This is a genomic window from Pseudoalteromonas sp. OFAV1 (genome assembly GCF_021532595.1).
Lineage (GTDB): Bacteria > Pseudomonadota > Gammaproteobacteria > Enterobacterales > Alteromonadaceae > Pseudoalteromonas > Pseudoalteromonas lipolytica_C.
In genome coordinates this window covers 1-12,685 of the sequence record NZ_JAKGBG010000045.1, presented here as the reverse complement: position 1 = coordinate 12,685, position 12,685 = coordinate 1, and the positions used below count along the sequence as shown (strand labels likewise).

Sequence of the window (12,685 nt, the reverse complement as noted above, 5' to 3'; positions counted from 1 at the left end):
GTCAAAGATGCTTGAAAGCATCAGTGAAAGAGAGATGCCACAGAAGTATAGGCACAATGTAGGTAGTTTCAAGCTAACAAATATATTTATATTTGATGCCAGCTCTATAGATAGCTCAACAATAAGTTCAATAGCGAAATAGCAGCTAGTAAGTAATAAACCATACGAAAGTAAAAGTAAAAATCGCATTACGCGATGAATTACTGATGAAAGGGTTGGATATGTTTTACTAATTATCATAATATTCACCTTATGTTTATATTATTAATTTACACCAAAAAAAGATATTGGTAAAGGTGTTATATGAGTTTATTAAAAAAATATGTTCTGACTAACTTAGCTGCATTATCATTGTTATCAACAGCAAGTTTTGCTGCGGAAGGTGAAGGTTTAAAGTTACGATTTGAAACGGGTGTAAGCGCAGAATTGTCTGCTAAGAAGCCTATCCCAGATGAACAGGTAGAACAAGAGTATACAGTAAGTTCTGGAGTTTATTTAACCAAACAATGGTATTCTCAACCAACATTAAAGGACTTTTTGAAGTCACTTTCAGGTTATACCCAAGCTAACTCTGGAGTAGGGTATATTGATTTGTATTACACTTATCCAAAAGACCTTATGATCACCGGTTTTGACTTTCAGTACTACAGACCGGGGTATTCTAGCCAAAATAAGTACCCAAGAACTGTTGATGTATACGTGATCGATCAGGATGGGAATGAAACACACCATGATAGTATTACAGGGATTACTGAACAGGAGCAGATCACTACTTACAGCTTTAGCAATCCAACTCCAAAGTCGAGTAAATTTAAATTTATCTTGAAAGGCGCAGGAACTTATCAAGGCGTGGTTTATTTTGTTCCTAAGTGGAAATAAAAATATCTTTTTATTGATTAATTAGGTTCGCAATGGTATTATGGCTTTAAGTTAATAAGGTTGGTTTTAGTTATGGAAAAGTTAGTCGTTCTAGTTGATTTACATAATGCTTTGTATAGGTATTACAATACACAAGACGCACGAATTATTGATGGCCAAAGAGTTGAAACTGTCTCTGCTTCGTTAAACTTTATTCGTAAGATATCTGAGGGTCACTTTACAGATGTACCTGACAAAGTCATCGTCGTTTCAGATAGCGATGAATTAACTTTTAGGCATTACCTAAGCCCTGAGTACAAGGGGAATAGAAGCCCTATGGATGATGAGCTTAAGTCACAACTTGACTTGTGTAATCAAGCGCTAATGGCCATGGGGATACCTCACTTATCCAAAGACGGCGTTGAAGCTGATGACACTATTGGAATGCTTTCATCATATTATGCGTCATTAGGCTATCGTGTTGTTATTGTGACTGCGGATAAAGACTTTTATCAGCTAATTAACTCAGAAATACAGGTTTATAATCCCCGCAAGAAGCAGATTATTGATACTGATGGATGTATCGAACGACTGATGGTTGAGCCCCAGAAGGTTGCTGACCTTCTAGCTATCATGGGTGATAAGGTTGACAATATTACGGGAGTTAAGGGCGCTGGATTAAAAACGGCGGCTAAGTGGTTGAATGAATATGGTTCTGTTCAAGGTATTATTCTAAACATGAATGATATTGGTGGCGTAGTGGGCAGTAATCTTAAAGAGTCAGTAGAGCATTTAATGACAAATTTGTCCCTAACCAAAATTCAAAATAATGCATTATTTCTTACAGATGCAGATCATGCTCAGATAAATGACGCACACAGAGATGAAATGTTAGTAGCTGAATTAATGAATAAATACAGATTTAAAGCTCTTAATAGTGATTCTGGACAATCATTAGGTATGCAAAATCTACCACCGCTAGAAGCCTATTCTGATTATGTTGAAGTGGACTCTCGAGAGTTTTCATTCTTTTAGGATTTAGTGAAAAATAACTTTGAGATAAATGTCATGTTGTTAGCATTTCACAAGGTTAATTTATGGGTACTATGATATACAATGTATTTGTATAAAAATTGTATAAATTTAACTGTAGTGAGATTGATATGAAACTAAATAACCTCGCGAAGATCGCAAGCTTTGTGTTAGTTGCACCATGTATTTTTAGTGTAAATGCACAAGGTGAATCAGAAGGTGTCCTTTTAAATACACAAGTTGAAACTGCATTCGCAGGCAATAACTTAAGGCTAGGCTTCGGTCATGGTGGTGAAGGTGGCACTAATACTGGCGGCAACGGCGGCAACGGTGGAGATGCTGGAGATGCTGGAGGTGGCTCTGGAGGTGATACCGGCGGCGGTGATGAAGATTCGCCTTTAGATCCGAGTGTCCCTGTTCTGACAGGCCCTGATGGCTTGCCACCAGACCATCCTGTTTTCGATCCAGATAATGAAACTCACACTCTGACATGGGGATGTAGCGATGTTATTAAAACGCCAAGTGGTCTTGATGGCGCGTGGCTCCCTTTTTTTACGGATCAAACTGCGGATTTCGAACAGACTCGATATGTTGAGTTGTCTGAATATTGTATGACTCAGCTTGTGCTTGTTGATAAAGATACAGGAGATGAATACTATTTAGGTGAACCGGAGAAAGATACAACAATTCTTGGTAATGAATATGAAAGCCGCATGGTTACGGTTATTCAAGGCGTAGAGGAAGAGTCTGTACCATCAGGAGAGTGGACGCCAAAGATTGAAGATCAAAAATACCAGTTTGAACAAATCAGATCACTGTCAGGTGAAATGACTGTAAGGAGATACACGGCTTACATTGACGGAGAAATTGTAGGAGAAAGATCCGACCAAGGAGATAGTGGAGTAGAAACAGAGTCTCGTATTGTTTACTATGACGAAAAGTTATCAGGGATCGAAGGAGGGTCATTAGACTTGTCTACGTTAGAATTTATAACAGAACTCTTTCCAAATGGAACGTTATATTCAGATAACTACGGACAATATCCAAGGAAGGGTGATGACACCGATTACTATGCTTTTGGTTTAGAAAGTAGTTCACCTCGTAATCGTGAAAATATTGTAGGTGCAAGATTCGACATGAAAGGTGAAAACCTGAAAGGTATTACATCAGGATATTACTATACTGGATTTCCTGATTTAGATTTTGTGCTTGGAAACAATTATGGTACGGTTTTAAAAGAAGTAGAAGGGTCTGAATACAAAGATGAAGTTATTGTAAGTGTTGAATTTGATGTAACTTCATCGTCATCGGAACCGCTTGCTTGTGGGCCTAACTGTGAGGATGTATATAACTACACAGATGTTAGCTTTACATATAAAGATACCAAAATTGGTTATAAATCGGTGCCATTAACGATAATAAATAAATCATACTTTGATAGAGTAATCTCAGAGATTAATGCTGTAATGTGGGTTAATTTGTATGAGTAATCTCAGAGATTAATGCTGTAATGTGGGATGAACTACTCGTAGCTAAAGCTATCGAGTTTCCAAGACGCCAGCTTGGCTGGCGTCCATTATTTTAAGAGAGCTTCTTTGTGCAAGGCTTGCCGCCGCTGGCGGTCTTACGTCAGCTTATGTGCGCGAGCACGCAAGGAACACTTCCGAAGAAGCAGTCTCTAACTCTCCACAGATCCATGCGCAAAGTGAGTAGCTTGGCGTTCACGAATTGCCATGCGTTTAAAGGTATCGTTAAGTTTCTTGATTAAGTTTAATGTGAACTACCCAGCGACATAGCTTCGCTCTGAACACGGAGTTTTCTCGACGATTTTCTATAAATGTCATGTTTTCAGTATTTCACAAGGTTAATTTATAGGTGCTGTGATGTAAAATGTATTTGTATAAAGATTTTATAAATTTAACTGTAGTGAGATTGATATGAAACTAAATAACCTCGCGAAGATTGCAAGCTTTGTGTTAGTTGCACCATGTATTTTTAATGTAAATGCACAAGGTGAATCAGAAGGTATCCTTTTAAATACAGATGTTGAAACTGCATTCGCAGGCAATAACTTAAGATTGGGTTTTGGCTATGGTGGTGAAGGTGCTGTAGGTGCTGGTGCTGGTGGTGGTGGTGGTGCTGGTGGTGGTGCCGGTGGTGGTGATACTGGTGGTGGTGATGCTTCTCCTTTAGATCCGAATGTTCCTGTTTTAACAAGCCCTGATGGTTTACCACCAGATCATCCAGTTTTCGATTCAGAAAATGAAACTTACACTCTGACATGGGGATGTAGCGATGTTATTAAAACGCCAAGTGGCATTAAAGGCACGTGGAGCCCTTTATTTACGGATCAAACTGCGGATTTCGAACAGACTCGATATGTTGAGTTGTCTGAATACTGTATGACTCAGTTTGTGCTTGTTGATAAAGATACAGGAGATGAATACTATTTAGGTGAACCGGAGAAAGATACTACAATTCTTGGTAAGGAATATGAAAGCCGCATGGTTACGGTTATTCAAGGCGTAGAGGAAGAGTCTGTACCATTAGGAGAGTGGACGCCAAAGATTGAAGATCAAAAATACCAGTTTGAACAAATCAGATCACAGTCAGGTGAAATGACTGTAAGGAGATACACAGCTTATATTGATGGTGAAATTGTAGGGGAAAGATCCGACCAAGGAGATAGTGGAGTAGAAACAGAGTCTCGTACTGTTTACTATGATGAAAAGTTATCAGGGATCGAAGGAGGGCCATTAGACTTGTCTACGTTAGAATTTGTAACAGAACTCTTTCCAAATGGAACGTTATATTCAGATAACTACGGACAATATCCAAGGAAGGGTGATGACACCGATTACTATGCTTTTGGTTTACAAAGTAGTTCACCTTATAATCGTGAAAATATTGTAGGTGCAAAATTCGTCATGAAAGGTGAAAACCTGAAAGGTGTTTCAAAAGGATATTATTATACTGGAAGTCCCTATTTATCTATGGTGCTTGGAAGCGGTAATGGTACTGTTTTAAAAGAAGTAGAAGGGCTTGAATACAAAGATGAAGTTGTTGTTAGTGTTGAATTTGATGTAACTTCGGCGTCATCGGAACTTATTACTTGTGATCCTGACTGTGGTGTTTCATATAACTACACAGATGTTAGATTTACATTTAAAAATGCTATGATTGGTATTGTTGGTTTTGGAACAGTGCCATTACAGGTAACAAATACATCATATTTAAATAGAGTTATCCCTGTGATTGATGGTTTAATGTGGATTGAGATCTAGTTTGCCTGTAAAAAGAGCTGAATAGCTAATACCAAACAGTTAAGGAAATGCTAATAAAATAAAGTGCTACAGTTAGATTTATAAAAATCTAACTGTAGCACTTTTGCTATATGGTTTTTAGTTAAATTTGTCGCTACCTGCGTTAAGCAGTCTTAAGTGAAAAATATTAACATATTTATTAAAAATGCTTAACTGACTGGCATTGGGCCTAGGCCTCGTTTTACTCTGAACACATGGTTTTCTTGACGATTTTAGATAAATATTTGCTACTTGTTTAGCTTTAATTCATGCAGCTCATACCGCATTAGATGTTTTGTTACCAATTTAATCTCCGAAAAATCAACACGTCATCCTCAGAAAATCTAGGTATTTCAGTCCCATTTTCGCCCACGAATTTAAACCTATAGTGTGGCCCTATAAGAGGTTCGTGTTATTTGGTTTTGTTAATATTAATATTTTATGTATAATTCGCGGCCGGAGAGAATGATTGTTGCAGGGATGCAGCAATCGCCGTAAATTACAGCGATTGCATAGGAGGCTTACAGCTCAAAAGAATCGAAGTCAGAAGCATCGACTGTCGAATCTACTTGCCCCACTAAGTATGAACTAATTTCAGTCTCTTGAGGCGCAACCTGCACATTATCAGAGGTAAGCCAAGAGTTGATCCATGGAATAGGGTTTGATGTGCTCTCAGTCAGTGGTGGTAGGCCTACAGCCTTCATTCGAACATTTGTGATGTAATCAACGTACTCACACAGAATTGCCTTATTTAGGCCGATCATAGAGCCATCTTTGAATAGGTACTCGGCCCATTCTTTTTCTTGTTGTGCAGCATCTTTAAACATCTGAATAGATTGTTCTTTGCACTGTGCTGCAATGATTGCCATTTCAGGGTCATCTTCGCCTTTTTGCATGATGTTTAAAATGTGTTGAGTTCCAGTAAGGTGAACAGCTTCATCTCGTGCGATAAGCTTAATAATCTTAGCGTTACCTTCCATTAATTCTCTTTCTGCAAATGCAAATGAACATGCAAAGCTGACATAGAATCGGATAGCTTCTAAGATATTAACTGACATCATAGCTAAATATAATTTTTTCTTTAAATCAAATAGCGAGATTCGGATTTCTTTGCCATCAATTACATGCTTACCTTCGCCTAGGTTATTATATAAGCTGACAGCTTCGATGAGATCGTCATAATAATAAGTAACACTTGCCGCTCGTTCAGAGATATGCTGATTAGTTACGATGTCATCGAAAATAACGCTTGGATCGCCTACAATATTTCGAATAATGTGCGTGTATGAGCGGCTATGAATAGTTTCAGAGAAGGCCCAGCTCTCAATGTAGGTTTCTAGTTCTGGAATGCTTACGATAGGTAGAAAAGCCATGTTAGGCGAGCGACCTTGAACACTATCAAGTAACGTTTGGTACTTCAAGTTGCTAAGGAAAATATGCTTTTCGTTGTCAGGTAGCTTTTGAAAGTCGATTCGGTCTTTGCTTACATCAACTTCTTCCGGGCGCCAAAAAAATGAAAGAATTTTTTCAGTTAACTTTTCAAAGATTGGGTGTTTTTGCTGATCGTAACGACTAACATTGACAGGGTTACCAAAAAACATGGGTTCAAGTAGTTGGTTGTTTTTTGTGCGATTAAACGTAGTGTATGACATGGATATAAATTAACCTTAAATTGAATTTTACAAGTCATTATATCACAAGGCACACACTTTAAAATATTAAGAGTGATATTTTAATTAATAATCCCACTCACATGATTCGCGTTCGTTTGGCCGATTGTAGCTAATATTAGGTACTTTATAAAAATTACCGGTTACCTTTGACTCACAAACAAATAACGCGCTCTGCTGCGCACTACCGACAATGTGATAAATAAAATCTTCATGTGGTAAGGATTGTGAGAATTCGGCGATAGCTGCTTCTTTAGGTAAGTCTGCTGCACCTTTGTAAATAAGGACATCGTCATCGTGTTTGGTAACTTTAGGGTATGGCCATTTATCTACAAAGTGAGCAAGTGTTTGTTCAGCTTCATTAATTTTCTGTAGGAATAACCCTTCAACTTCCTTAATAACATCTGAATCTTCAGTTTTTAACTTCACAGATTCGATAAAATCTTTATCTTTCTGTATAGATAATTTTATAGAGGGAATGAAGTGTATATGTATTTCACGAGCCATAGAAGGCTCTATGTTAATATTCATTAGAAATTGCAAATCTGAATTCATGATTTCACCAAAGAATTTATCGAGTATATATATTATGTCAAATAAAGATAAATATCAAGGCTTCGGGGTTAAATCGAATTTTGCAAATGATAGCCGCACCATTACATTTAAGAGTATAAAAAATACTGCTAAGTCAACAACAAAGCTTTCTTTTAATGTTTCATTCAATACAGGAGGTAAGTTAAGTTGTTCAAAGGTGAAGGCTAAAGCAAACATAAGCATGATAACAGCTAAAACAATATCCGTTATCACCTTACATAGGTTAAGTTTGAAAAATAAAACATGTTTAAGTACGACCATTAACTAGATTCCTTATAAATTTGATCCAGTTGAAGATATTCTTCAACTGGCAAAGATTTCTAATATTACACTTCTGAAACTGATTTTAAGTTAAAAACTTTAATGTAATGATCAGTAGGAATAAAGCCTTTGAAGTTCATCTTAATTAAGGCCTGATAAACCGTTTTAGCCAGCTCTTTTAGATCGTCGAGCGGCAAATTAGCCACCCAAAACGCTTCTGGTAGAGAGATAACATCTCTATCTACATTTAAAATTTGCTTAATTGCGGCAGATTGTGTTGTGTCGTCAGGTAAAGTAAGCTGACGGTCACTAGTAGAGTACTCTGGCTGTGGTGACAGTGTCACCAGTCTTAACTTAGAGCTACCTTCATCATAAAAGTCTTTATTAAGTGGCCCTTCGTGTATAAATGGGCAGACATCAAGAAATACCCATAGAGTAGGATCAACGATAGTGCCATCTGGCTTCTCAATCCAACCATGTCGTGCAATGCGTTGGCCTTTAAAGTAACCGGTTTGCGAAATAGTACCGAAGTAAGTGCCATGTACAGCACGACCTTCAACAATACCATGCTCAATTAGTTTACATGCAATGGCGTAACAATTACCTTTCCAGCGTTCAACAGGGATACCAATTTTTTTTGCAACTACGTTTGGATTTAACATATATATAGCCTCTTAAGTTTATGTAATTACTATACATAAACTTAAGGGTAATTACAACATTAAAAGATATTTATTGTAAAGAAAGTAACATTGATTTAGCCTTTTGGGAAATTGAACCTGATAACTTGGTGAGCAAAGAAATTGGGGTTTCGTTAATCACATACATAACGTCTCTTATGAGGGCTGTATTGTCACCAATTTTATTTGAAAATGAATTAAATAGGTCAGCAAGAGTACTATCATCAGCCAGCGCCATGCAATAAATAAAGGTATTGTATTTTTCTTGGTCGCTAGATGACAGTGATTTTCTTGCCGATGCAATTATTTGTGGGATTGTGCGGTCTCTGAAGTTCGTTTTTCGAAGAACGTAATTATATGGGTTTGCATCATTCAGAGAGCTTAGCGCATGAAGGGTTTTAGCAAATTCCAAGCGGTATGCTCTTCCATTTAAATCTAATCTGGTTAAATGGTTTATGGTATCAAGATATGTTGATTCTGAGCATTGAGGTAATAGGTATTGAAGAACCATCTCAAGGCTTTGCGTTGTGCTGCCTTCATGTTCATTATTTTTTGGTATTTTAAGCGCATAAACATTTAGAAGTTCCTCGACTTTAAAGCTAGTCGTCAGACTCTCGATAGCGTGTACTAAAAGTTCATTCGGTTCCGAATTAATCAATGCATTTATGATATCCGAAGCAAAAAAACTATTTGAATTATCTTCCAAGCATTGTGATGCTTGGTTTATAAGTTTGGCCATAATCTTATCTAACGCATCTTTATTCATGTCATGAATGGCAAATTGAAGCAAAGAGGTTGAGTAATTCAGTTCCGGGTTAAAGAAGATAGAGTCTAGGGTGAAGTCTAATAATTCAGGGACTTTGATATAATTACAAATATCCACATTGCCATACCGAATTTCTGACTCTGATAAACCTACGTATGGATAGTCGCTAATATTTTTGTAAATATCAATCTTGCCACCTACAGCGTGTATATGTGCCAATAAGTTATAGTGACCATTGTAGAATGCTAACGTCTGTGTGTATTTGTGATGCAAATACTTTTTAAATACAGATTCATTTAACGCTAGGAATACGTTTGATTCTCTTAGTGTAAAGAATAAATTGGCAAGGTATTCAGCAACGTCATCTTCACTTTCATCAGAAAAGAGATTTTCAATATCTGCTTCATCGAACTTACAGGTTTTGAATGCTATAGCCAATAACTCGTCGATATTTAAATGTTTATGAAGATTCATTAAACCAATGACATTTTCGAATGTGAGGTCATCTTTTGTAAATGAAATGCCCTTAGAAATCAAAAATTTGACAGAATTTAGTTTAAGTTCGAGTAGTGCATACAATGTCACACATGATGGCTTCAAGCTGTCGAATCGCCCACTAGTCTGTAAGTCTTTAATATTAAATGAGTTATGAAAAAGTTTAGAGTTGTTTGAATATAAAACAGTTAAAAGTTCTGCATTGTCGCCCTTAATGGCCTCACGGACTACAAATTGGTCCACTTTAAGCCCATTATTGGCAAGTGTGGCAAGTGTATCAGAGTTTAATGTTTTGTTTCTAAGAGCTGATTTGACAGTCTCACAGAAATTGTCTGTCTTAAGAGAAAAGTCGCTACTGAAATGTTCTATAAGCTTTAATAGAGTAGGGTTATCATTTTGTTTTATGCAGCTAATTACAGCGTTTTCAATAATGGTATTAGACATTGCGCTTTCCTTATTAAGTGTTATGGTAATTGTAACATTAAAAGATAAAAAGCGCAATGTGATAATTTAGTTAAGAAATGAAATTTTCCTTAATGTAACTTAGTGAAGCTTCAACGCTTTGAAGCGAGTTTTTCAGTTCAGTTTTTTTGCGTTCAATTAGTTTAACGGCAAGCTCAGCAATATCCGCCTGATTTGAGCGAATATTTGTGTTGTTCATGGCGTTGGTTGACGTCATAAGGCCCGAAACAAGGTAGTGAATAGTCATTAGTCTAACACTCTTTTTAATTGCGTAAGGATTAGCTACAGGAGCTATATCAACTACACAATACTCAGGATCTTTTGTGTCATCTTTAATGCTAGTAACAACATATGGGACAACATGGAAATCTTTATCAATATGATAAAGCCACATTCCAAGGCAAACCTCATTTCCATCTGTCTGATTAAAGAAGGTCATCAAGGCATCTTTGATTAAAGTTAAATCAAGTTCTTCAAGGCAGTAATGCTCATTAGTAAGTTTGATTACTTCATCTTCAGTAAAAGGCTTTGTTTTTTGCTTAATGATATTCAGAATAGCTGAACTACCGGCTAAACTTTTAAGGATGATAGAGATTTTTGAGTCCATTGTAATTCTCATGCTGTTGATATTGTTTGATCCAGTATAGAGATAATTTAGTTTAATTGCAACAAAAAAAGATAGCCTAGTTTGACTATCTTTTTAATAAACACAGGAGAATTTTAGGTGTTTTTATTCATCATTCATGTCGGTGAAAAGTTCACAGACAATACGGGTCCATACTTCAATGTCATAATCGCCATTCAATAGTTCGTCCGGCGTTAAAAAGCCAATAGCTTCAAGATGACTTTCATTGATCTGAATATCTTCACAATCAAGTTCGTGCATTGAGATGGCGCCAATATGGATGCGGTCAGTTTTAGTGTCATTCGCGCAAATCATTTTATCAAATTGTGTTGATTTTAAGATGTTTGCGTTGATGATGATCTCTTCACCAAGTTCACGATTCATCGCTGTGCGGAATGACTCTTCTAGATTGATACTTCCATCATCATTAAGACAGACATCCTTCATATCCCAATGCCCACCAACAGAAACACTTACTTTTTTATGTAGATTTGTCTCTGAGCTTTGTTTTGTGCGCATGTAAGTCCATATTTTGCCCTTACATGTGAAAATTGCGGTAGGAATTACCTGACGGAAGTCTGGGTCAAATTCTAATGCACTGCGCTGGCCTAACATTAAGTCTTCTGTGGTAAGTTTGTAGTCAACTAGACCATCTTTACAGTGGGCCACGGCAGATTGCTTAATGCATACGATATGCTCAGGATGTTGTTTGCTCATAGGAAACCTCAATATAGTTTAAAATTGAGGTTTAATTCTGCCTATTTAAGAAATAAATACAAGAAAAAGGCAGAATATTTTAAGTTATATCTTTAAGGCCGTCTGTGATTTGATGAAAAGAATGCTCTTTGCTCTGATCGGTAGAGAAGTTCGAGAGTAATTGTATTTTGATTTTTGATGAGTGCCCGATATCACGCTTGACTTTATTCCTTAAAGTGGAAAAGCTCATGCCTTGTAGTTCAGGGATCAACCCATTCACAGGATACTTACGGTCTAAATTGATGAATTCATGAATTGATGCCAAAAAAGGGGCGCCAGCCTGAAAGTTGGTTTTACCTTTATAGTTTGACGAAGAACCTGTTATTGTTGGCTGTAGGCCTGTAACAAGTGCATTAATGCTCTTCTCGAAGTTATCCTCAGAAACAGGTGTCTCATTGATGAGATATAGATCGTTGAGAATAAAGTTAGCAATTTCAGATGCAGAAAGTTGAACACTATGAACGTTAAAGTAAAGTAAACTTGACATAATTTTTAAAGCCTTAACAAAGTGAAATACCTTGTCGTGAAGCTAGATCATTTCGATACTTATCAAAATCAACCAGCTCCCCTTGAGAGTTCCTTAATGCCCAACGACCATTTAATCTATTGCCATTTGGGGTAAGTGTGTCGAATTCTCGTTTTAAGGTATAACCATTATCTAGAGTATACGAATCTTCAGTATCTGATTTAGATGTAACGTTAACTGTCATGTAATACTCTAATCCTTAAATTTAATATGACTAATTATACAAAATAAAGATATAAAACACAATCAGAGATTAGCGATATACATAAATTAATTCTGTGTCACAGGCTCAAGATTCATTTCAGGTACTGTCACCATGGCACCGTTAAAATCAAGCCAATACATGTACGAACCTAATTTTGGTTCGTAGTAGCAGTTTTTAACAATACCAATATCCCCGCCGTATATTACACGTAGCTTTCCATCGCCTTTACCAAGGTAAAGGTTTTGATACTTAGGCATTCCTTGGCTACGAAAAGCAGCCTTAATTTTATCTAACAATATCACTAACATTGAGCCCATTTTTTACTCCTTGAACAAATGTTCGCCACATTCTCGCCTGCTTTAGCTGCGAGTCAAGGCGAACGGTCTTGACTTTAATGAAGTAGGAATTATTATGTACTGTATATACATACAGTTAAATAGAGGGCGATTTGTT

14 protein-coding genes are annotated in these 12,685 nt (G+C 36.8%); 4 read left to right on the top strand and 10 right to left on the bottom strand.

The genetic code is table 11. From position 1 onward, the window contains the following. The first annotated feature begins 303 nt into the window (after nt 1–303). The 4 genes from L1267_RS18940 (at nt 304) to L1267_RS18925 (ending at nt 5,174) form a co-directional block, all read left to right on the top strand. Nucleotides 304–879 (top strand): hypothetical protein, encoded by a 576-nt coding sequence (locus L1267_RS18940; protein WP_235383782.1) that lies wholly within the window; start codon nt 304–306, stop codon nt 877–879. Nucleotides 880–951: 72 nt separating this feature from the next. After that, a complete protein-coding gene (locus L1267_RS18935) occupies nt 952–1,893 on the top strand; it encodes a 5'-3' exonuclease (RefSeq protein WP_235383781.1) in 942 nt (313 codons plus the stop codon). Nucleotides 1,894–2,021: 128 nt separating this feature from the next. Further along, entirely contained in the window at nt 2,022–3,380 is a 1,359-nt protein-coding gene (locus L1267_RS18930) for a hypothetical protein (protein WP_235383780.1), read from the top strand. A gap of 447 nt (nt 3,381–3,827) precedes the next feature. Next, nucleotides 3,828–5,174, top strand: coding sequence for a hypothetical protein (locus L1267_RS18925; RefSeq protein WP_235383779.1), 1,347 nt, complete (start codon nt 3,828–3,830; stop codon nt 5,172–5,174). Nucleotides 5,175–5,713: 539 nt separating this feature from the next. On the opposite strand, the gene nrdB is transcribed toward L1267_RS18925, so the two are convergent. The 10 genes from nrdB to L1267_RS18875 all read right to left on the bottom strand — a co-directional run bounded on the left by nrdB (nt 5,714) and on the right by L1267_RS18875 (nt 12,549). Continuing rightward, complete coding sequence (gene nrdB, locus L1267_RS18920; protein ID WP_235383778.1) at nt 5,714–6,844, bottom strand: class Ia ribonucleoside-diphosphate reductase subunit beta; 1,131 nt, start codon at nt 6,842–6,844, stop codon at nt 5,714–5,716. Between the two features lie 84 nt (nt 6,845–6,928). Further along, a complete protein-coding gene (locus L1267_RS18915; RefSeq protein WP_235383777.1) occupies nt 6,929–7,417 on the bottom strand; it encodes a hypothetical protein in 489 nt (162 codons plus the stop codon). Nucleotides 7,418–7,471: 54 nt separating this feature from the next. Further along, on the bottom strand, nt 7,472–7,717 hold the full coding sequence (locus L1267_RS18910; protein WP_235383776.1) for a hypothetical protein: 246 nt from the start codon (nt 7,715–7,717) through the stop codon (nt 7,472–7,474). A 65-nt stretch (nt 7,718–7,782) separates the two neighbouring features. Then, on the bottom strand, nt 7,783–8,379 hold the full coding sequence (locus tag L1267_RS18905) for a hypothetical protein (protein ID WP_235383775.1): 597 nt from the start codon (nt 8,377–8,379) through the stop codon (nt 7,783–7,785). A 70-nt stretch (nt 8,380–8,449) separates the two neighbouring features. Then, nucleotides 8,450–10,102, bottom strand: coding sequence for a hypothetical protein (locus tag L1267_RS18900; protein WP_235383774.1), 1,653 nt, complete (start codon nt 10,100–10,102; stop codon nt 8,450–8,452). 70 nt (nt 10,103–10,172) lie between these two features. Continuing rightward, the gene (locus tag L1267_RS18895; protein WP_235383773.1) at nt 10,173–10,727 is read right to left on the bottom strand and encodes a hypothetical protein; all 555 of its coding nucleotides are present in this window, start codon (nt 10,725–10,727) and stop codon (nt 10,173–10,175) included. 123 nt (nt 10,728–10,850) lie between these two features. Next, nucleotides 10,851–11,462: a hypothetical protein gene (locus tag L1267_RS18890; protein ID WP_235383772.1), complete on the bottom strand. Its 612-nt coding sequence runs from the start codon at nt 11,460–11,462 to the stop codon at nt 10,851–10,853. Nucleotides 11,463–11,541: 79 nt separating this feature from the next. Further along, nucleotides 11,542–11,988: a hypothetical protein gene (locus L1267_RS18885; RefSeq protein ID WP_235383771.1), complete on the bottom strand. Its 447-nt coding sequence runs from the start codon at nt 11,986–11,988 to the stop codon at nt 11,542–11,544. A 13-nt stretch (nt 11,989–12,001) separates the two neighbouring features. Next, nucleotides 12,002–12,211 carry a hypothetical protein gene (locus L1267_RS18880; protein WP_235383770.1) on the bottom strand — a complete coding sequence of 70 codons (210 nt, stop codon included), beginning with the start codon at nt 12,209–12,211 and terminating at the stop codon, nt 12,002–12,004. A gap of 86 nt (nt 12,212–12,297) precedes the next feature. Beyond that, a complete protein-coding gene (locus tag L1267_RS18875) occupies nt 12,298–12,549 on the bottom strand; it encodes a hypothetical protein (RefSeq protein ID WP_235383769.1) in 252 nt (83 codons plus the stop codon). Nucleotides 12,550–12,685 lie beyond the last annotated feature (136 nt).